Below are 19,466 nucleotides of genomic sequence, written 5' to 3'. Positions count from 1 at the left end.
TCCCACAAGGATCTGTGTCGAATACAAATTATGTGAACACCAGAGAAACCTGTGGGAGCGAGCTTGCTCGCGATGGGGCCCTGATCGGCGCCTGAAAATTCAGCTCAAACCATCGCCGCAAAGTTCAGCCGGAACTGCTGCGGCGTCACCCCCAACCTGCGATTGAACACACTGCGCATGTGCTGGGCATCGCGAAAACCGCATTGATAGGCCACGGTCTTGAGCGGCGCGCGGGTGCTTTCCAGCAGCGTGCGCGCCGCATCGACCCTCGCTCGCTCGACGAACTCGGCCGGGGTGATTTTCGCTTCCCTGGCAAACACCCGGGAGAAGTTGCGCGCACTCATGTTGGCGGCATTGGCCAGGTCGGCGATGGCCAGGTCGCCCGTCAGGTTGGCCAGCACGTAATGCTGCACCATCGCTACCGCCGAATCCGCTTCGGCGTGAGGTGTGAGGAACGGGCTGAATTGCGACTGCCCGCCCGAACGCTGGGTGAACACCACCAGCCGCTTGGCGACGCTCAGTGCAACTTCCGGCCCGTGATCCCGACCCAATAGATACAACGACAGATCGATCCCCGCTGTGACCCCGGCCGAGGTGAACAGCTCGCCGTCCTCAACATACAGTCGATCCGCTTCCACCCGGGAGGAGGGACACAGCGCAGCCAGATCCGATGCGTCCTGCCAATGCGTAGTGACCGTGCGCCCCTCCAGCAATCCGGCCCGGGCGAGCATGAACGCGCCGTTGCAGATCGAGCCGAAGCGCTTGGCCCGCACGCAGGCATCACGCAACCAGCCGTCGAATGCCATGCCGAAATCCATGAACGGCAACTGCGGCCCGCCCGCCACCAGCAACAGGTCATAGACCTGTAACGCTTCGCTGAAATGCCGATGGGCGTTCAGCGCCAGACCGTTGGAACAAACCATCACCCCGCGTTCCACGCCAACTACCTCCAGCCGATAGTGATCCTCGGGCGCGAGGAAACGATTGGCCTCGGAAAACACATCCATGGGGCCGGTGACATCCAGCGACTGAACGCCGGCGAACACCACGATGGCTACGGTTTTACTCATGGTTCGAAGAGCCTCTCATGGCACCGATTGCAACGCTCACCTGTAGGAGCGAGCCTGCTCGCGATGGACGTCAACGATGACGGGAGCTGGCTGGATGTACGCGGTGCCCTCACGTGCATCGCGAGCAAGCTCGCTCCTACAGGGTCTGCATGCAACCTAGCCAATCCACGCCCAACAAGCGAGGTTGGCACGATATGCACGCTCATTGGCCGGGATCGCAGCCATGGATCGATTGTCCGGTTTCCGGGGCCGGAACAGACTGAAACTCTCAGCGCCGCCAAGGCGTTCACGACGAGGAAAACTCCATGAGCACCGCCATCGCCGGCATCAAGATCCCCGACAGTGCATTGGCCAGGGCCACCACCGAATACATCCGCGACATCGAATCGGACTTGCTCTACCACCACTCGCGCCGGGTATTCCTGTTCGGCGCACTGAGCGGTGAGCGCAAGCAACTGGCCTACAACCCGGAGTTGCTGTACATCGGGGCAATGTTCCATGACCTGGGACTGGTTGAAGGTCATCGCAGTGACAACGAGCGCTTCGAAGTCGATGGGGCCAACGCCGCAGCGGCATTCCTCAAGCCTTTCGGGTTGAGTGATGACGATATCGAACAGGTCTGGCTGTCGATTGCGCTGCACACCACACCGGGCGTACCGCAACACTTGCGGCCAACTGTGGCGCTGGTAACCGCTGGCGTCGAGATGGACGTACTGGGCATGGACTACGCGGCGTTTTCCAGCGTGCAGCGCGAAGCGGTGGTGCATGCGCATCCACGGGGCGAGGGATTCAAGGAGTGCATCATCTGCGCGTTTGCCGACGGCTTGCGCCATCGTCCGCAGACCACGTTCGGCAATGTGAAGACTGATGTGCTGGTGGATCAGGAGCCGGGGTTCAAGCCGATGAACTTCGTCGAGGCCATCCGCAAATCCCCTTGGATTTCCTGACCGCAGAAGAACCTGTGGGAGCGAGCTTGCTCGCGATGAGGGCATCACAGTCAACATCGATGTTGAATGTCAGTCCGCTATCGCGAGCAAGCTCGCTCCCACATTGGAATTGGGTAGACCACTCAAATGTGGTCTACCCAATTCGGGATCAAGCCGCTTCCGGTGCCTGTGTGCGACGCACGTCCGGTTGCTTCCACGAATCGGCTGCCGCTTCCTCGATCGCTTGCTGGATCGCACGCTTGCGGCTCTCTTCGGCACGACGGCTGAAGAACCAGACCATGAAGGTCACGATCGACACCGCCAGCAGGATCAGGCTGGCCACGGCGTTGATCTCGGGTTTGACCCCCAGACGTACCGCCGAGAACACTTCCATCGGCAGGGTCGTGGAGCCCGGGCCGGACACGAAACTCGCCAGCACCAGGTCATCCAGCGACAGGGCGAACGACATCATGCCGCCCGCTGCCAGCGATGGTGCGATCATCGGGATGGTGATCAGGAAGAACACCTTCCACGGCCGTGCACCGAGGTCCATGGCCGCTTCTTCGATGGACAGGTCCAGCTCACGCAAGCGTGCCGAGACCACCACCGCCACATAAGCCGCGCAGAACGTGGTGTGGGCGATCCAGATGGTGACGATGCCGCGTTCCTGCGGCCAGCCGATCATCTGCGCCATGGCCACGAACAGCAGCAACAGCGACAGGCCGGTGATCACCTCAGGCATTACCAGCGGTGCAGTCACCAGGCCACCGAACAGGGTACGGCCCTTGAAGCGCGTAATGCGCGTCAGGACGAACGCCGCCAATGTACCCAGAGCCACCGCCGCCACTGCCGTGTAGCAGGCAATTTCCAGCGAGCGCACCACCGAGCCCATCAGTTGGCTGTTGTCGAGCAGGCCAACGTACCACTTGATCGACCAGCCACCCCACACCGTCACCAGTTTCGAGGCGTTGAACGAGTAGATCACCAGGATCAGCATCGGCAGGTAGATGAACAACAGACCCAGTACCAGCATCAGGCTGGAGAAACGGAAGCGCTTCATTCTTTACCCTCCATTTCCTTGGCCTGACTGCGGTTGAACAGAATGATCGGCACAATCAGGATCGCCAGCATCACTACCGCCAGGGCAGACGCCACCGGCCAGTCACGGTTGTTGAAGAACTCTTGCCAGAGCACTTTACCGATCATCAGGGTTTCCGGACCACCGAGCAGTTCCGGGATCACGAACTCACCCACCACCGGGATGAACACCAGCATGCAGCCGGCGATGATGCCGTTTTTCGACAGCGGCACGGTGATTTTCCAGAAGCTGTTGAACGTGCTCGAACCCAGGTCCGACGCAGCTTCCAGCAGGCTCTGGTCGTGCTTCACCAGGTTGGCGTACAGCGGCAGGATCATGAACGGCAGGTAGGAATAAACCACGCCGATGTAGACCGCCAGGTTGGTGTTGAGGATCTGCAGCGGCTCGTCGATCCAGCCCATGCTCATCAGGAACCCGTTGAGCAGGCCGTTATTGCTGAGGATGCCCATCCACGCGTAAACGCGGATCAGGATCGCGGTCCAGGTCGGCATCATGATCAGCAGCACCAGCACCGTTTGCACTTCCTTGCGGGCAACGGAGATGCCGTAGGCCATCGGGTAGCCGATCAGCAGGCAGAGGATGGTGCTGAAAAACGCCATCTTCAACGAGCCGAGGTAAGCGGCGATGTACAGCTCGTCACCGGCCAGCATCGCGTAGTTGCCCAGGTTAAGCAGCAACTGCAACTTCTGCTCGGCGTAGCTGTAGATCTCGGTGTATGGCGGAATGGCCACGTCCGCTTCGGCGAAGCTGATCTTCAGTACGATGAAGAACGGCAGCATGAAGAACAGGAACAGCCAGATGAAGGGAACCCCGATGACCATCTGACGGCCACCGGGAATTATTCGATTGAGTCGACGCTTGAATTTGCGCATGTTCATGAGCGCAACACCACGCCGCTGTCGTCTTCCCAGTACACGTAGACCTGATCACCCCAGGTCGGACGCTGCCCGCGACGCTCGGCGTTGGCCACGAATGACTGCACCAGCTTGCCGCTTGGCAATTCGACGTAGAACACCGAATGCCCACCCAGGTAGGCGATATCGTGCACCTTGCCGCTGGACCAGTTGTACTGGCAGGTCGGCATGTCGGCGGTGACCAGCAGTTTTTCCGGACGGATCGCGTAGGTGACCGACTTGTCCTGCACCGAAGTGCTGATGCCGTGGCCCACGTAGATCTGACGATCCAGGTCTTTGCAGGTAATGATCGCGTGACCTTCGGCGTCGTCGATCACTTCGCCTTCGAAGATGTTCACGTTACCGATAAATTCGCAGACCAGGCGACTGGTCGGGGTTTCGTAGATGTCGATCGGGCTGCCAATCTGGGCGATCCAGCCCAAGTGCATGATCGCGATACGCTCAGCCATGGTCATGGCCTCTTCCTGATCGTGGGTCACCATCACGCAGGTTACGCCGACGCGCTCGATGATCTCCACCAGCTCCAACTGCATTTGCGAACGCAGTTTTTTATCCAGTGCGCCCATCGGTTCGTCGAGCAGCAGCAGCTTCGGACGCTTGGCCAGGGAACGGGCCAGGGCTACACGCTGACGCTGACCACCGGACAACTGATGCGGTTTGCGCTTGGCGTACTGGCTCATCTGTACCAGCTTGAGCATGTCGGCCACACGGGCGTCGATCTCTGACGCCGGCAGTTTGTCCTGCTTGAGGCCAAAGGCGATGTTCTGCGCCACGGTCATGTGCGGGAACAAGGCGTAGGACTGGAACATCATGTTGATCGGCCGCTCGTATGGCGGCATATCAGTGATGTCTACGCCATCGAGGAAAATGCGCCCCTCCGTGGGCCGTTCAAAACCTGCGAGCATGCGCAGCAAAGTGGATTTGCCCGATCCCGAACCGCCGAGCAGGGCGAAAATCTCGCCTTTCTTGATTTCCAGGGACACATCGTCCACGGCAATCGTCTCGTCGAACTTCTTCGTGACCCGGTCGATTTTGACCAGCACCTGTTTAGGTGACTGGTCGCCCTCGAGGGCTTTCTTATAGGCGCCGGAGGCAACTGCCATTTACGAAACTCCCGAAAAAAAGAGTGCAGTTCGCTCAAGGTGAGCCAACCTTGGATAGTTTGAGCCTTGAAACTATTTACCCGACTTGACCTTGGTCCAGCTGCGGGTCATCAAACGTTGAATATTCGGCGGTAACTCGACCGACACGTAGGTCTTGTCGAGCACCTCTTGCGGTGGATAAACCGCTTCGTCAGTGCGAATGGACTGTTCCATCAGTTTGTCCGACCCCGGGTTAGGGTTGGCATAGCCGACGTAATCGCTGACCTGGGCAATCACCTCAGGCTTGAGCAAATAGTTGATGAAGACGTGGGCCTGCTTGACGTTGGCCGAGTCCTTCGGAATCGCCAGCATGTCGAACCAGAGCGCACCACCCTCTTTCGGAATCGAGTAGGCGATGTTCACGCCTTTCTTGGCTTCTTCGGCGCGGTTCTTGGCCTGGAAGATGTCGCCGGAGAAACCGATCGCCACGCAGATATCGCCGTTGGCCAGATCCGCGATGTACTTGGAGGAATGGAAGTAGGTTACGTAAGGCCGCACTGCAAGCAACTTGGCGGTGGCCTTTTCGTAGTCCTTGGGATCAGTGCTGTTAGCGTTCAGGCCCATGTAATTGAGCACTGTCGGCATCATTTCATCGGCGGAGTCAAGGAATGCGACGCCACAGCTTTGCAGTTTCTTGATGTTCTGCGGCTCGAACAGCACGCCCCACGAATCAATCGTATCGATGCCCAGCACAGCCTTGACCTTGTCGACGTTGTAACCGATGCCGTTGGTGCCCCACAGGTACGGCACGGCGTACAGGTTGCCCGGATCGTTCTGTTCCAGGCGCTTGAGCAGCACCGGATCGAGGTTCGAATAGTTCGGCAGCTGCGACTTGTCGAGCTTCTGGAATGCCCCGGCCTTGATCTGCTTGCCCAGGAAGTGGTTCGACGGCACGACCACGTCGTAGCCGGTACGCCCGGCCAGCAATTTACCTTCCAGGGTTTCGTTGGAATCGAAGACGTCATAAACCGGCTTGATACCGGTCTCTTTCTGGAAATCGGCCAGGGTGGTCTCGCCGATATAGTCGGACCAGTTATAAATATGCACGGTACCGGCGGCCTGGACACTGACAGCAACTGTCAACCCGGCACCCACCAGCATGGCATTGCGCAACATAGAAAAAATAGGCAAGTGGAGGTCCTCTGAAATTAGTTGGGCCCAAGTTGCCCCGCGCTACATGACAACCGTGGTTGCCCGGCAACAAAACCGGCGCGCAACTTACCCTCGAAAAACCGTTCCAGCAAAACTTTCTGTCATTTAATTACACCTGCTGCCGCCACCGCGCGGGTGACGACAACAGGTTGTCGCATCAAACCGGCTTATTTACCGGATTTGATCTTGGTCCAGCTGCGGGTCATGATTCGCTGGGTCGCGGCCGGCAAGTCGGCAATCGCGTACAGCTTGGCCAGCACGTCCGCTGGCGGGTAAACGCCCGGGTCACTGGTGATGTCTTTATCGACCAACGCAGTTGCAGCCGCGTTACCGTTCGGGAAACGCACGGCGTTGGTGATTTCAGCCATGATTTCCGGCTTCTGCAGGAAGGTCATGAACTTGTAGGCGCCTTCGACGTTTTCGGCATCTTTAGGGATAGCGACCATGTCGTAGAAGCTGCCGGCACCTTCTTTGGGAATGTTGTAGCTGACTTTCACCTTGCCACCGGCTTCTTCCGCGCGGGACTTGGCCTGGTAAATGTCACCCGAGTAACCCACGGCCACGCAGATGTTGCCGTTGGCCAGGTCGGAGATGTACTTGGACGAGTGGAAGTAACCTACCGAAGGACGAATTTTCAGGAACAGCGCTTCGGCTTCGGCCAGTTGTTTCTTGTCCTGGCTGTCGGTTGGATAGCCCAGGTAGTGCAACGCCACCGGAATCATCTCGGTTGGCGAATCGAGGAAACTGATACCGCACGACTTCAACTTCGCGGCGTTTTCAGGTTTGAACAGCAGGTCCCAGGAGTTGGTCGGCGCGTCGGCACCCAGTGCAGCCTTGACCTTCTCGGGGTTGAAGCCGATACCGATCGAACCCCACATGTACGGGAAGGCGTGCTCGTTACCCGGGTCGCTCACGGAAACGGCCTTGAGCAGGTCGGTATTCAGGTTCTTCCAGTTAGGCAGTTTGGACTTGTCCAGCTTCTGGTAGACGCCAGCCTTGATCTGCTTGGCCAGGAAGTTGTTCGACGGTACAACGATGTCGTAACCGGACTTGCCTGCCAGCAACTTGGCTTCAAGGGTTTCGTTGCTGTCGAAGACGTCATAGACAACCTTGATGCCCGACTCGTCTTCAAACTTCTTGACGGTGTCAGGTGCGATGTAGTCGGACCAGTTGTACACGTGCAGTACTTTGTCATCGGCGTGAACCGCGCCGGCCATCAAACCCATTACAGACATGGCAAGCAGAGTCTTGCCAGCGAGCTTTTTACCTAGTGCCTTCATGCGTAATGCTCCAAATTTTTCTTTTTTGAACCACTTGTTCAGCGACCGAACCCGGGCAACTGGAACCGCGGCTAGTCTGGCAAGATCCACATCGGTCTTTCAAGGAAACGGCCACGCTTTCTGACAGTTCTGAGCGAAAGTTCCTACTTCATATGTAGAACTTTGGACCTCCGCTCAGAGCCTAGCACTTAGCCCTGCAATGCACTCAGGGTCAGGTCAAGACACTTGCGAGCCTTGGTCACCAATTCATCGATTTCCGCCGGTGTAATCACCAGTGGCGGAGCGATGATCATGGTGTCGCCGACGGCGCGCATGATCAGGCCGTTATCGAAGCAGAACTGACGGCAGATCATGCCGACGCCCTTGCCTTCGAAACGCTTGCGTGTGGCCTTGTCCTGGACCAGTTCGATGGCCCCCAACAGACCCACCCCACGAACTTCACCCACCAACGGGTGATCGTTCAGTTCCCGCAGACGCTTTTGCAAATACGGTGCCGTTTCGGACTTCACGCGCTCGACAATTTTTTCGTCGCGCAGGATGCGGATGTTTTCCAGCCCCACAGCCGCCGCCACCGGGTGCCCGGAATAGGTGAAACCGTGGTTGAAGTCGCCGCCCTCATTGAGCACGTCCACCACTTCGTCACGCACAATCAGACCACCCATCGGGATGTAGCCCGAGGTCAGACCCTTGGCGATGGTCATCATGTCTGGCTTGAGGTCGTAGAAATCGCTGCCGAACCACTCGCCGGTACGACCGAAACCGCAAATCACTTCGTCAGCCACGAACAGAATGTCGTACTTGGCGAGGATTTCCTTGATGCGCGGCCAGTAGGTCTCTGGCGGAATGATCACGCCACCGGCACCCTGGATCGGCTCGGCAATAAAGGCACCGACGTTGTCGACGCCGACTTCCAGAATCTTTTCTTCCAGCTGATTGGCCGCCCACACACCGAACTCTTCCGGAGTCATTTCGCCGCCTTCGGCGAACCAGTACGGCTGGGCAATGTGAACGATGCCCGGGATCGGCAAGTCGCCCTGTTCGTGCATGTACGTCATACCGCCCAGGCTCGCGCCGGCCACGGTGGAACCGTGATAGCCGTTCTTGCGGCTGATGATGACTTTCTTGTTCGGCTGACCCTTGATCGCCCAGTAGTGACGAACCATACGCAGCATGGTGTCGTTGCCTTCGGAGCCGGAACCGGTGAAGAACACGTGGTTCATGCCTTCAGGCGCAATGTCGGCGATAGCCTTGGCCAGTTCCAGTACCGGCGGATGCGCAGTCTGGAAGAACAGGTTGTAGTAAGGCAGTTCGCGCATCTGTTTACTGGCGGCATCGGCCAGTTCATCGCGACCATAACCAATTGCGACACACCACAGGCCGGCCATGCCATCGAGGATCTTGTTACCTTCGCTGTCCCAGAGGTAAACGCCCTTGGCGTTGGTGATGATCCGCGGGCCTTTCTCTTTCAGCTGCTTGAAATCGCTGAACGGAGCCAGGTGGTGATCATTGCTCAGGGTTTGCCATTCACGGGTTTGCGGATTGTTGCTGGTCATACGAATCTCCTAAAAAAATCACGTGAAGGAGCCGCCAGACAGCGGCGGCGCCCGGCGTATCAGACGGCAAAGAGCAGGAATTCCCTTTCCCACGAACTGATCACGCGCTTGAAGTTTTCATGCTCGGCCCGCTTGACTGCAACGTAGCCAGTGATGAAATTTTTGCCCAGGTAACGCTCGATGGTCGCGCTGTTTTCCATGCGTTCCAGCGCGTCTTCGATGGTCAGCGGCAGACGCAGGTTGCGGCGTTCATAGCCGCGCCCCACTACCGGCGCACTCGGGTTCAGGCCTTCGACCATGCCGATGTAACCGCAGAGCAAGCTCGCGGCAATCGCCAGGTACGGGTTGGCATCGGCGCCCGGCAGACGGTTTTCCACCCGACGGTTTTGCGGCCCCGCATCCGGCACCCGCAGGCCCACGGTGCGGTTCTCTTCGCCCCACTCCACGTTCACCGGCGCCGAGGTATCCGGCAGGAAGCGACGGAACGAGTTGACGTTGGGTGCGAACAGCGGCAAGAGTTCGGGAATGAGTTTCTGCAGACCACCGATGTGGTGCAGGAACAACTGGCTCATGGTCCCGTCTTCATTGGAGAAGATGTTCTTGCCGGTCTCGATGTCGATGACGCTCTGGTGCAAGTGCATTGCACTGCCCGGCTCGCCGGTCATCGGCTTGGCCATGAAGGTCGCGGCCACATCGTGCTTGAGCGCGGCTTCGCGCATGGTGCGCTTGAACACCAGGATCTGGTCGGCCAGGGACAGGGCATCGCCGTGACGGAAGTTGATTTCCATCTGCGCCGTGCCGTCCTCGTGGATCAGCGTATCGAGGTCCAGGTCCTGCAATTCGCACCAGTCGTAGACGTCTTCGAACAACGGATCGAATTCGTTCGCTGCTTCAATGGAGAACGACTGGCGACCGGTTTCCGGGCGGCCGGAGCGGCCGATTGGCGGTTGCAGCGGGTAGTCCGGGTCGTCACTGCGCTTGGTCAGGTAAAACTCCATTTCCGGCGCCACGATCGGCTGCCAGCCTTTGTCGGTATAGAGTTTCAGGACTTTCTTGAGCACGTTGCGCGGCGACAGTTCGATCGGGTTGCCTTGCTTGTCGTAGGTATCGTGGATGACGATGGCGGTCGGCTCAATGGCCCACGGCACCAGGTACACCGCGCTCTGGTCGGGGCGGCAGATCATGTCGATGTCCGCCGGGTCGAGCAGTTCGTAATAGATGTCGTCTTCGACGTAATCGCCGGTCACTGTCTGCAACAGAACGCTTTCTGGCAGGCGCATGCCTTTTTCGGCGATGAATTTGTTGGTCGGCGAAATCTTGCCCCGGGTAATACCGGTCAAGTCGGCGATCATGCATTCGACTTCTGTGATCTTGTGGTTTTTCAACCAATCGGTGAGCTGGTCGAGGTTGTTACTCATAAATGCCTCTAGGCTTGAGTTGTCTGACCCTTTTGAGGTCAGGCGTTGTTTGACGCATCGGCGTCGCGTTGTAGAGCGTTTGCGCGGCAGATTATCGTGCCTGGCAACACGGCTGCAGAGGCCGGGCGTGCAGAATCGCGAGCGGTGCCCTGAACAATGGTCAGGCCGCTATTGTGAATCGGTTCTATATTGAATGGAGTAACCGTAATGGGGGTGCCATCGCGACCGTCCAGAATATCGGACGGGGACGGTTGAACCGTCACGGATGGGAGGATCACCAGAACCGCCGGGGCCACGGAACGGACGGACATGTCATCACTGATGTGATAAGCATGCCGACCGACCTGTCTTGAGCAGTCGGTGACGCCGATTATCGGCAGGCGAGACATGAAGCACCCCGGTATTATTGCTGTTATGGGTTTGATTCGAGCTTAGCCTTGTTCATTTTTTTACACAACACCCCCGTAAAAAATACAACACGGCCCGCTCAAGCCTGCGGGCGCCATAGAGGCCAAGGGCATAAAAACGCCCCAAAGCGCCTCAAAAAAGCCACACGGGCGCTTTTTTAGGGCAAAAAAGGCCTCGCTTGACTTCGGCATGCCGTTCGGGTTGACTGGAATCTGAAAAGATCAATGATTGATATTTTTAACAACAAAGGTGTTGCATCATGTCGGTACCCCCGCGTGCCGTTCAGCTTAACGAAGCGAACGCGTTCCTTAAGGAACATCCTGAGGTTCTGTACGTTGACCTTCTGATTGCGGATATGAATGGTGTGGTGCGCGGCAAGCGCATCGAACGCACCAGCCTCCACAAGGTTTACGAGAAAGGCATCAACCTGCCGGCCTCTCTATTTGCTCTGGATATCAATGGCTCGACGGTGGAAAGCACCGGCTTGGGCCTGGACATCGGCGATGCTGACCGAATCTGCTATCCAATCCCCGATACCCTATGCAACGAGCCATGGCAGAAGCGCCCGACCGCGCAACTGTTGATGACCATGCACGAACTCGAAGGCGAACCATTCTTCGCCGACCCGCGTGAAGTGCTGGCCAATGTGGTGCGCAAGTTCGACGAAATGGGCCTGACCATCTGCGCCGCGTTCGAACTGGAGTTCTACCTGATCGACCAGGAGAACGTGAACGGTCGTCCGCAACCGCCGCGCTCGCCGGTTTCCGGCAAACGTCCGCACTCGACTCAGGTCTACCTGATCGACGACCTCGACGAATACGTCGACTGCCTCCAGGACATTCTGGAAGGTGCCAAAGAGCAAGGCATTCCGGCCGACGCCATCGTCAAGGAAAGTGCCCCGGCGCAGTTCGAAGTCAACCTGCACCACGTGGCCGACCCGATCAAGGCCTGCGACTACGCGGTCCTGCTCAAGCGCCTGATCAAGAACATCGCCTACGACCATGAAATGGACACCACCTTCATGGCCAAGCCTTATCCAGGCCAGGCGGGTAATGGTTTGCACGTCCACATCTCGATTCTCGACAAAGACGGCAAGAACATTTTTGCCAGTGAGGATCCCGAGCAGAACGCCGCACTGCGTCACGCGATCGGCGGTGTGCTCGAGACCCTACCGGCGCAGATGGCTTTCCTCTGCCCGAACGTTAACTCCTACCGTCGTTTCGGCGCACAGTTCTACGTGCCGAACTCACCGTGCTGGGGTCTGGATAACCGCACCGTGGCGATTCGCGTACCGACCGGCTCCGCCGACGCCGTGCGCATCGAACATCGTGTAGCCGGCGCCGATGCCAACCCGTACCTGCTGATGGCTTCGGTCCTGGCAGGCGTGCACCACGGCCTGACCAACAAAATCGAGCCTGGCGCCCCGGTCGAAGGCAACAGCTACGAGCAGAACGAGCAGAGCCTGCCGAACAACCTGCGCGATGCACTGCGCGAGCTGGACGACAGCGAAGTCATGGCCAAGTACATCGATCCGAAATACATCGATATCTTCGTGGCCTGTAAAGAGAGCGAGCTGGAGGAGTTCGAACACTCCATCTCCGACCTCGAGTACAACTGGTACCTGCATACCGTGTAAGCGGTTGCAGTAAAAAAGGAACGCCGCCGGCTGATAAGGCCGGCGGCGTTTTTTATGTGTTTTATTCAGCCGGACCGAGTTGCCTGCTCGTACAATGCCCGCAGCCCCGCAGGAGACTCCAATGACACGCGTAGCCACCCCCCGCAAACCCCGCGCACGCAGCCAGGCCCGGATCGACTCGATACTCGATGCGGCTCGCACGCTGCTGGCTGCCGAGGGCGTGGCCAGCCTGTCGATCTACAGCGTCGCCGAGCGCGCGGAGATACCGCCCTCCTCGGTCTACCACTTCTTCGCCAGCGTGCCGGCGCTGCTCGAAGCCTTGACCGCAGACGTCCATGCGGCCTTCCGCGCCTGCCTGCAAGCCCCTATTGACCACCACGCCTTGAATGGCTGGCGCGATCTATCGCGACTGGTGGAACAACGCATGCTCGACATCTATGCAGAGGACGCCGCCGCCCGCCAACTCATTCTGGCCCAGCACGGCCTGACCGAAGTCACCCAGGCCGACCGCCAGCACGACATCGAACTGGGCGACCTGATGCACAAGCTGTTCGACCATCACTTCGAGCTGCCGACCTTGCCGAGTGATGTCGATGTGTTCGCCCTGGCCATGGAGCTGGGCGACCGGGTGTATGCGCGCTCGGTGCAGCAGCACGGGCAGATTACGCCGCGCATGGCCGAGGAAGGGATGCGGGTGTTTGATGCTTATGTGGGGTTGTATTTGCCACCGTATCTGCCCAAGCGGAACCTCTAGTGCGCTCACTGACCTCATCGCGAGCAAGCTCGCTCCCACAAGGATCTTCAGTGAATTCAGATTCTGTGAACGACAAATAATCCTGTGGGAGCGAGCTTGCTCGCGATGGCCGCACCGCTCAGCTCAAGACAAACACACATGAAAAACCCCGAAGGGCTCAAACCCTTCGGGGTTGTTGTTTACGCATGTGGCTTACAACTTGGCGATCGACACCTCGGTGGATTTCACAAACGCGATCACTTCACTGCCGACCGCCAGTTCCAGCTCTTTCACCGAACGTGTGGTGATCACCGAAGTGACAATGCCGGACGCGGTCTGCACGTCGATTTCCGAAAGCACGTCGCCGAGGACGATTTCCTTGATGGAGCCTTTGAACTGGTTGCGAACGTTGATGGCCTTGATAGTCATGATGTTGATTCCTGTCGTTGGGTAAGACTTGAGTTATTGAGCCCAGCGCAATTGCGTAGGCAAGGGTGAAACAGGTTCCGGTTCCGGCGGTTGGCCGGGCAGCGCCAGCACGCGATTGAGGACTTCGGTTTCCAGTGCCGCCAGCCGATGGGAGCCACGAACCCGAGGGCGCGGCAGTTCCACATGCAGGTCGAGGCCGACTTCGCCGTCTTCGATCAGGATCACCCGATCGGCAATCGCCACGGCTTCACTGACGTCATGGGTCACCAGCAATACCGTGAAACCGTGCTGCTGCCAGAGCCGTTCGATCAGTTGCTGCATTTCAATTCGGGTCAGGGCATCCAGCGCACCCAAGGGCTCGTCGAGCAGCAGCAGGCGCGGCTGATGAATCAACGCACGGGCCAACGCCACGCGTTGTTTCTGTCCACCGGACAGCGCTGCCGGCCACTCGTGGGCGCGATCGGCCAGGCCCACCGCTTCCAAAGCTGCAAGCGCTTGCGGCCGCCAGTTGCCCTTGAGGCCCAGACCGACGTTGTCGATGATCTTTTTCCAGGGCAGCAAGCGCGCTTCCTGGAACATCAGCCGCGTGTCCTCCCGCGCGTCGCTCAATGGCGCGGCACCGGCGAGCAACTCACCGCCGGTTGGTTGATCAAGACCGGCGAGCAAGCGCAGCAAGGTACTTTTGCCGCAGCCACTGCGACCGACCACGGCAACAAACTGGCCCGCCGGAATGTGCAGGTCGATCTCGCGCAGCACCTGCCGCGTGCCGAAGGTTTTTTGCAGCTTGCGCACCGCCAGCGGAATGCCGCGCAGCAGGCGTGGAGGTTGCTCCGCAATCATGCCGCACCTCCCTTGGCAACCTGATAGGCCGGGTGCCAACGCAGCCAGACACGTTCCAGTCCACGGGCCGCGAGGTCGGCCAGTTTGCCGAGCACCGCGTACAGCAAAATCGCCAGCACCACCACGTCGGTCTGCAAGAACTCCCGGGCGTTCATGGCCAGATAGCCGATGCCGGAGCTCGCGGAAATGGTTTCCGCCACAATCAACGTCAGCCACATGAAACCCAGGGCGAAGCGCACGCCAACCAGAATCGAAGGCAGCGCCCCCGGCAGAATCACCTGCCAGAACAGGCTGAAACCGCTCAGGCCATAGCTACGCGCCATCTCCACCAACGCCGGGTCGACGTTGCGGATGCCGTGATAGGTGTTGAGGTAGATCGGGAACAACGTGCCCAGCGCCACCAGGAAAATCTTCGCCGACTCGTCGATGCCGAACCACAGGATCACCAGTGGAATCAGCGCCAGGTGCGGCACATTGCGGATCATCTGCACCGAACTGTCGAGCAGGCGTTCGCCCCACTTCGACAGGCCGGTGATGAAGCCGAGCGTCAGGCCGATACCACCACCGATGGTGAAGCCCAGCGCGGCACGCCAGCCACTGATCGCCAGGTGTGTCCAGATTTCGCCACTGCGCACCAGACTTACACCGGCCTCGATGACGGCGATGGGTGCCGGCAGGATCCGTGTCGACAACCAACCCGCCGATACACTCAACTGCCATACCGCCAGCAGCAACACCGGCAACGCCCAGGGCGCCAGGCTGTGGATGATTTTCTTCATGACCGCGCCTCAGCTCTGGGACGCGGCTTTGGGAAGAATGTCGTTGGCGACCATCTCGCCAAACGGGCTGACGTAACCGGCGCTCTTCGGCAGTTCAGGACGCTCGACATCGAGGTGCGGGAACAGCAACTCGGCCACCCGGTACGACTCTTCCAGGTGTGGATAACCGGAGAAGATGAAGGTATCGATGCCCAAGTCCGCGTACTCCTTCACGCGGGCGGCCACGGTCGGACCATCGCCCACCAGCGCCGTACCGGCACCGCCGCGCACCAGACCAACGCCGGCCCACAGGTTAGGGCTGACCTCCAGGTTGTCGCGATTGCCGCCGTGCAATGCGGCCATGCGTTGCTGACCGACCGAATCGAAACGCGCCAGCGAAGCCTGGGCACGAGCGATGGTCTCGTTGTCGAGATGGGAGATCAGCCGATCCGCGGCTTTCCAGGCTTCATCGTTGGTTTCGCGCACGATTACATGCAGACGAATGCCGAAGCGCACGGTGCGTCCGAGCTTGGCGGCCTTGGCTCGGACCTGTTCGATTTTTTCCGCGACGGCGGCCGGTGGCTCGCCCCAGGTCAGAACCATTTCCACCTGCTCGGCGGCCAGGTCTTGCGCGGCTTCCGAGGAGCCGCCGAAATACAGCGGCGGACGCGGCTGCTGGATCGGCGGATAGAGCAACTTCGCGCCCTTCACGCTGATATGCTGGCCGTCGTAATCGACGGTTTCGCCTTCCAGCACGCGGCGCCAGATGCGGGTGAACTCCACAGAGGCCTGGTAGCGCTCTTCGTGGCTAAGGAACAGACCATCGCCCGCCAACTCTTCCGGATCACCGCCCGTCACCAGGTTGAACAACGCCCGCCCGCCAGACAGTCGATCAAGGGTCGCGGCCTGACGCGCCGCTACCGTCGGGGAAATGATCCCAGGGCGCAGGGCGACAAGGAACTTCAAACGCTGGGTCACAGGAATCAGCGATGCCGCCACCAACCAAGAGTCTTCGCAGGAGCGTCCGGTCGGAATCAGTACCCCGCCAAAACCCAGGCGGTCAGCGGCTTGCGCGACTTGTTGCAGGTAACCGTGATCAACGGCGCGGGCGCCTTCGGCGGTGCCAAGGTAATGGCCGTCGCCGTGGGTAGGCAGGAACCAGAAAATATTGAGGCTCATGGAGTGGTCTCCTTGGGGAATCGATTTATTGGGCTTTGGCAACGGCGGCCGACGGCGTCCAGATCACGTCTTTGATGCTCAGCGGCTTGGGAATCAGCTTGAGCTGGTAGAAGCTGTCGGCAATTTTCTGCTGCGCCGCGACCACTTCCGGAGTCAGGAACAACGCGCCATAGCCCTGGCGTTTCACCGAGGTCAGGGTGATGTCGGCTGGCAGGCCGAGCAGCGGTGAAACCTGTTGGGTCACCTCTTGCGGGTTAGCCTTGGACCACTCGCCCACCGCGCGCACTTCTTCCACCAGGGTCTTGATCACCTCGGGATTTTTCTGCGCATAAGGTTTGGTCGCCAGGTAGAACTGATGGTTGTCGACGATGCCCTGGCCATCGCGCAGGGTGCGCGCTTGCAACTGTTGTTCGGCGGCGGCCTGGTAGGGGTCCCAGATCACCCAGGCATCGACACTGCCACGCTCGAACGCGGCGCGGGCATCGGCCGGCGGCAGGAATACGGTCTGGATGTCGGTGTATTTGAGGCCGGCGTCTTCCAGCGCACGCACCAGCAGGTAATGCACGTTGGAGCCTTTGTTGAGGACGACTTTCTTGCCCTTGAGCTCTGCCACCGATTTGATTGCCGAGTCCTTCGGCACCAGGATCGCCTCACTGTGCGGCGCTGGCGGTTCATAGGCGACATAGAGCAAATCGGCGCCGGCCGCTTGAGCGAACACGGGCGGCGTCTCACCGGTGACGCCGAAGTCGATGGAGCCGACGTTCAAGCCTTCAAGCAGTTGCGGGCCACCGGGGAATTCCGTCCATTGCACGTCCACGCCTTGGGCGGCGAGGCGTTTTTCCAGGGTGCCTTTGGCTTTGAGCAGCACCAGGGTGCCGTATTTCTGATAGCCGATTCGTAAAGTCTCGGCCTGAGCTTGAGTAATGGCGCCGAAGGTGACAGCCGCAGCAAACAGAGCGACCAGACCACGACGCAAAATGACAGGGCGCATGGCGCTCTCCTTTTTGCAGTTGGGTTTTGGCTGCACCTGCTTGCCCGTTGGCGGGCGAGTAAGGCCAGTACTTCAATTTTTCGGTGAGGCTTAAATGCTCCAGCGAGCACTCAACAAACGATCATTCAACAGGTTCGGATCGAGCGGCTTGGGCCGTCGCGCCATGGCGCTGAAAAACAGCTCAAGCGATTCATTCAGTCGTTGTTCCAGCTCCGGCGCCAACTGCGCCTGGGCGCTGCCTTCGCCGTAGGCGATCTGGCTGTCGACGGCGAAAATGCCTTGCAGCATTTCCTGGGCCTTCAATGCCGACAGCACTGGCTTGAGCGCGTAATCCACCGCCAGCATGTGGGCGATGCTTCCGCCAGTGGCCATCGGCAGAACCACCTTGTGGCTCAAGGCGCGTTCAGGCAGCAAATCCAGCACGACCTTCAGTGCTCCGGAAAACGATGCCTTGTAAACCGGTGTGGCGATCAGCAGGCCATCGGCGTTTTCAATTTGTTGCAACAAGTCGATCACCTTGGGGCTGTCGAAGCGTGCGTGCAGCAAGTCCTCGGCCGGGAAGTCCCGTACCTGATAACTCACCACTTCCACGCCCTGCCCCTGTAACCAACGCTGGGAGCGATCCAGCAGCACCCCGGATCGAGAGCGCTGACTGGGACTGCCACCGAGTGAGACAACCAACATTCAGACGATTCCTTGCACGGTGTTGGCGATTCGCGGTTTGCGATCTCGCTTCGATGGAGTGACCTTAACAGCTGTTTTATATATCCATAAATCATATTTATTCATTTGGTTATGCATTTGAGAGATATAGGAGTTCACTTCTTCCGGGCAAAAAAACAGGCCGTCGAAACGGCCTGAAATCCCCTGCTTTGTGGATGCTGTTAACTGTGAAACCTGTGGTGTCTGACCCGACGCCTTCGCGAGCAAGCCCGTAAATATTGATGACTCATCGATTAGGCTGCGGCGTCAGGCGCAAGTAAGGCTTAACCACTCGATAGCCCTTGGGAAAGCGCTGTTTGATTTCATCCTCATCTTTAAGCGACGGCACGATCACCACCTCATCACCGTCTTGCCAGTTGGCCGGTGTGGCCACCTTGAAGTTGTCGGTGAGTTGCAGCGAGTCGATCACCCGCAGGATTTCATTGAAGTTGCGGCCGGTGCTCGCCGGGTAGGTAATCGTCAGCCGGACCTTTTTGTTCGGGTCGATCACGAACAGAGAACGCACGGTCAGGGTGTCGTTGGCGTTGGGATGGATCAGGTCGTAGAGGTCCGAGACCTTGCGGTCGGCGTCATCGAGGATCGGAAAATTGACCACGGTGTCCTGGGTCTCATTGATGTCCTCGATCCACCTGTGGTGCGACTCGACGGGGTCTACGGACAGCGCGATAGCCTTGACGCCGCGCGCCGCGAATTCATCCTTGAGCCTGGCGGTGAAACCCAGTTCGGTGGTGCACACTGGCGTGAAATCCGCCGGATGGGAAAACAGCACGCCCCAACTATCGCCCAGCCACTGATGGAAACGGATGGTGCCGGCGCTGGAGTTCTGTTCGAAATCGGGGGCGATATCGCCAAGTCTGAGACCCATGGTGCTGCTCCTTGTGAGTGCTTGATGGGTTCAACTGTGCCTGTGTTTTTTATCTATTAAAAAGAATAAATATCGATTTATTTAGATCATAAAGAAATATTAAATATCTATTCACTGGACGTACCCCGCACAACCGGCCGAACATCGCCCCCAAGGTTCGAGAAGGCCTTGAGTTGCTGCAAAGAGGGACGTTCAAGGCGGGATTACGGGGGTGAACCCGTCTTGAAAATGTAAAAGCCCCGCCCGGTGCAATACCGGGCGGGGCTTTTTTTGGGTTCTTCACGGAATCCTGGGAAACACAGAAACAAGAACGCCGATTTGTTTGATGATGTTCGTGCGAGCAAACACAT

Annotated in this window: 19 protein-coding genes; 3 read left to right on the top strand and 16 right to left on the bottom strand. The window is 58.8% G+C overall.

The genetic code is table 11. The features are described from left to right. Positions 1-104: 104 nt before the first annotated feature. Positions 105-1,070 (bottom strand): GlxA family transcriptional regulator, encoded by a 966-nt coding sequence (locus AC3WTM_RS18570; protein ID WP_102670575.1) that lies wholly within the window; start codon positions 1,068-1,070, stop codon positions 105-107. Between the two features lie 305 nt (positions 1,071-1,375). Between AC3WTM_RS18570 and AC3WTM_RS18565 the strand changes: the two genes are divergently transcribed. Next, entirely contained in the window at positions 1,376-2,017 is a 642-nt protein-coding gene (locus AC3WTM_RS18565; RefSeq protein WP_102670573.1) for an HD domain-containing protein, read from the top strand. Between the two features lie 148 nt (positions 2,018-2,165). Here AC3WTM_RS18565 and AC3WTM_RS18560 read toward each other — a convergent pair whose 3' ends face one another. The 8 genes from AC3WTM_RS18560 to AC3WTM_RS18525 form a co-directional block, all read right to left on the bottom strand. Next, complete coding sequence (locus AC3WTM_RS18560; RefSeq protein ID WP_102670572.1) at positions 2,166-3,056, bottom strand: ABC transporter permease subunit; 891 nt, start codon at positions 3,054-3,056, stop codon at positions 2,166-2,168. Beyond that, positions 3,053-3,973, bottom strand: coding sequence for an ABC transporter permease subunit (locus AC3WTM_RS18555; RefSeq protein WP_102670571.1), 921 nt, complete (start codon positions 3,971-3,973; stop codon positions 3,053-3,055). The genes AC3WTM_RS18560 and AC3WTM_RS18555 overlap by 4 nt, the downstream gene beginning before the upstream one ends. Next, positions 3,970-5,112: an ABC transporter ATP-binding protein gene (locus tag AC3WTM_RS18550; protein WP_090452027.1), complete on the bottom strand. Its 1,143-nt coding sequence runs from the start codon at positions 5,110-5,112 to the stop codon at positions 3,970-3,972. The genes AC3WTM_RS18555 and AC3WTM_RS18550 overlap by 4 nt, the downstream gene beginning before the upstream one ends. 72 nt (positions 5,113-5,184) lie before the next feature. Continuing rightward, on the bottom strand, positions 5,185-6,282 hold the full coding sequence (locus AC3WTM_RS18545) for a polyamine ABC transporter substrate-binding protein (RefSeq protein ID WP_102670570.1): 1,098 nt from the start codon (positions 6,280-6,282) through the stop codon (positions 5,185-5,187). 188 nt (positions 6,283-6,470) lie between these two features. Further along, positions 6,471-7,583: a polyamine ABC transporter substrate-binding protein gene (locus tag AC3WTM_RS18540; protein ID WP_102670569.1), complete on the bottom strand. Its 1,113-nt coding sequence runs from the start codon at positions 7,581-7,583 to the stop codon at positions 6,471-6,473. Between the two features lie 188 nt (positions 7,584-7,771). After that, positions 7,772-9,136: an aspartate aminotransferase family protein gene (locus tag AC3WTM_RS18535; protein WP_102670568.1), complete on the bottom strand. Its 1,365-nt coding sequence runs from the start codon at positions 9,134-9,136 to the stop codon at positions 7,772-7,774. Between the two features lie 59 nt (positions 9,137-9,195). After that, a complete protein-coding gene (locus AC3WTM_RS18530) occupies positions 9,196-10,554 on the bottom strand; it encodes a glutamine synthetase family protein (RefSeq protein WP_102670567.1) in 1,359 nt (452 codons plus the stop codon). 38 nt (positions 10,555-10,592) lie between these two features. Next, on the bottom strand, positions 10,593-10,943 hold the full coding sequence (locus AC3WTM_RS18525) for a hypothetical protein (RefSeq protein WP_102670566.1): 351 nt from the start codon (positions 10,941-10,943) through the stop codon (positions 10,593-10,595). A 278-nt stretch (positions 10,944-11,221) separates the two neighbouring features. On the opposite strand from AC3WTM_RS18525, the gene AC3WTM_RS18520 reads away from it, so the two are divergent. Beyond that, positions 11,222-12,598 carry a glutamine synthetase family protein gene (locus AC3WTM_RS18520; protein WP_053163627.1) on the top strand — a complete coding sequence of 459 codons (1,377 nt, stop codon included), beginning with the start codon at positions 11,222-11,224 and terminating at the stop codon, positions 12,596-12,598. A 121-nt stretch (positions 12,599-12,719) separates the two neighbouring features. After that, a complete protein-coding gene (locus AC3WTM_RS18515) occupies positions 12,720-13,352 on the top strand; it encodes a TetR/AcrR family transcriptional regulator (protein WP_057712848.1) in 633 nt (210 codons plus the stop codon). Positions 13,353-13,544: 192 nt separating this feature from the next. On the opposite strand, the gene AC3WTM_RS18510 is transcribed toward AC3WTM_RS18515, so the two are convergent. From AC3WTM_RS18510 to AC3WTM_RS18480, 7 genes are all read right to left on the bottom strand, one after another. Next, positions 13,545-13,760 (bottom strand): TOBE domain-containing protein, encoded by a 216-nt coding sequence (locus tag AC3WTM_RS18510; protein WP_007967989.1) that lies wholly within the window; start codon positions 13,758-13,760, stop codon positions 13,545-13,547. A gap of 33 nt (positions 13,761-13,793) precedes the next feature. After that, positions 13,794-14,600 carry an aliphatic sulfonates ABC transporter ATP-binding protein gene (gene ssuB / locus AC3WTM_RS18505; protein WP_102670565.1) on the bottom strand — a complete coding sequence of 269 codons (807 nt, stop codon included), beginning with the start codon at positions 14,598-14,600 and terminating at the stop codon, positions 13,794-13,796. Continuing rightward, positions 14,597-15,379, bottom strand: coding sequence for an aliphatic sulfonate ABC transporter permease SsuC (ssuC, locus tag AC3WTM_RS18500; RefSeq protein ID WP_057712846.1), 783 nt, complete (start codon positions 15,377-15,379; stop codon positions 14,597-14,599). Before ssuC ends, ssuB begins: the two co-directional genes overlap by 4 nt. A 9-nt stretch (positions 15,380-15,388) precedes the next feature. Beyond that, on the bottom strand, positions 15,389-16,537 hold the full coding sequence (ssuD, locus tag AC3WTM_RS18495) for an FMNH2-dependent alkanesulfonate monooxygenase (RefSeq protein ID WP_057712845.1): 1,149 nt from the start codon (positions 16,535-16,537) through the stop codon (positions 15,389-15,391). A 25-nt stretch (positions 16,538-16,562) separates the two neighbouring features. After that, positions 16,563-17,528 carry a sulfonate ABC transporter substrate-binding protein gene (locus tag AC3WTM_RS18490; protein WP_102670564.1) on the bottom strand — a complete coding sequence of 322 codons (966 nt, stop codon included), beginning with the start codon at positions 17,526-17,528 and terminating at the stop codon, positions 16,563-16,565. A gap of 90 nt (positions 17,529-17,618) precedes the next feature. Next, the gene (ssuE, locus tag AC3WTM_RS18485; protein ID WP_056726415.1) at positions 17,619-18,212 is read right to left on the bottom strand and encodes an NADPH-dependent FMN reductase; all 594 of its coding nucleotides are present in this window, start codon (positions 18,210-18,212) and stop codon (positions 17,619-17,621) included. A gap of 265 nt (positions 18,213-18,477) precedes the next feature. Beyond that, positions 18,478-19,116 (bottom strand): peroxiredoxin, encoded by a 639-nt coding sequence (locus AC3WTM_RS18480; RefSeq protein ID WP_102670563.1) that lies wholly within the window; start codon positions 19,114-19,116, stop codon positions 18,478-18,480. Between the last annotated feature and the right edge of the window lie 350 nt (positions 19,117-19,466).

This window comes from Pseudomonas sp. EU05-FHT14B02 (assembly GCF_058791055.1).
Note: the sequence above shows the minus strand (reverse complement) of the source record. Positions and strands in the feature narration are given on the sequence as shown.

Excerpts from the sequence above, each read along its gene's own strand:
- AC3WTM_RS18540 (WP_102670569.1), bottom strand. The coding sequence starts at position 7,583 with ATGAAGGCACTAGGTAAAAAGCTCGCTGGCAAGACTCTGCTTGCCATG.
- AC3WTM_RS18510 (WP_007967989.1), bottom strand. The coding sequence starts at position 13,760 with ATGACTATCAAGGCCATCAACGTTCGCAACCAGTTCAAAGGCTCCATC.
- ssuC (WP_057712846.1), bottom strand. The coding sequence starts at position 15,379 with ATGAAGAAAATCATCCACAGCCTGGCGCCCTGGGCGTTGCCGGTGTTG.
- AC3WTM_RS18490 (WP_102670564.1), bottom strand. The coding sequence starts at position 17,528 with ATGCGCCCTGTCATTTTGCGTCGTGGTCTGGTCGCTCTGTTTGCTGCG.
- AC3WTM_RS18480 (WP_102670563.1), bottom strand. The coding sequence starts at position 19,116 with ATGGGTCTCAGACTTGGCGATATCGCCCCCGATTTCGAACAGAACTCC.
- AC3WTM_RS18555 (WP_102670571.1), bottom strand. The coding sequence starts at position 3,973 with ATGAACATGCGCAAATTCAAGCGTCGACTCAATCGAATAATTCCCGGT.
- AC3WTM_RS18525 (WP_102670566.1), bottom strand. The coding sequence starts at position 10,943 with ATGTCTCGCCTGCCGATAATCGGCGTCACCGACTGCTCAAGACAGGTC.
- ssuD (WP_057712845.1), bottom strand. The coding sequence starts at position 16,537 with ATGAGCCTCAATATTTTCTGGTTCCTGCCTACCCACGGCGACGGCCAT.
- AC3WTM_RS18535 (WP_102670568.1), bottom strand. The coding sequence starts at position 9,136 with ATGACCAGCAACAATCCGCAAACCCGTGAATGGCAAACCCTGAGCAAT.
- ssuE (WP_056726415.1), bottom strand. The coding sequence starts at position 18,212 with ATGTTGGTTGTCTCACTCGGTGGCAGTCCCAGTCAGCGCTCTCGATCC.
- AC3WTM_RS18570 (WP_102670575.1), bottom strand. The coding sequence starts at position 1,070 with ATGAGTAAAACCGTAGCCATCGTGGTGTTCGCCGGCGTTCAGTCGCTG.
- AC3WTM_RS18530 (WP_102670567.1), bottom strand. The coding sequence starts at position 10,554 with ATGAGTAACAACCTCGACCAGCTCACCGATTGGTTGAAAAACCACAAG.
- AC3WTM_RS18560 (WP_102670572.1), bottom strand. The coding sequence starts at position 3,056 with ATGAAGCGCTTCCGTTTCTCCAGCCTGATGCTGGTACTGGGTCTGTTG.
- AC3WTM_RS18565 (WP_102670573.1), top strand. The coding sequence starts at position 1,376 with ATGAGCACCGCCATCGCCGGCATCAAGATCCCCGACAGTGCATTGGCC.
- AC3WTM_RS18515 (WP_057712848.1), top strand. The coding sequence starts at position 12,720 with ATGACACGCGTAGCCACCCCCCGCAAACCCCGCGCACGCAGCCAGGCC.
- AC3WTM_RS18550 (WP_090452027.1), bottom strand. The coding sequence starts at position 5,112 with ATGGCAGTTGCCTCCGGCGCCTATAAGAAAGCCCTCGAGGGCGACCAG.
- ssuB (WP_102670565.1), bottom strand. The coding sequence starts at position 14,600 with ATGATTGCGGAGCAACCTCCACGCCTGCTGCGCGGCATTCCGCTGGCG.
- AC3WTM_RS18520 (WP_053163627.1), top strand. The coding sequence starts at position 11,222 with ATGTCGGTACCCCCGCGTGCCGTTCAGCTTAACGAAGCGAACGCGTTC.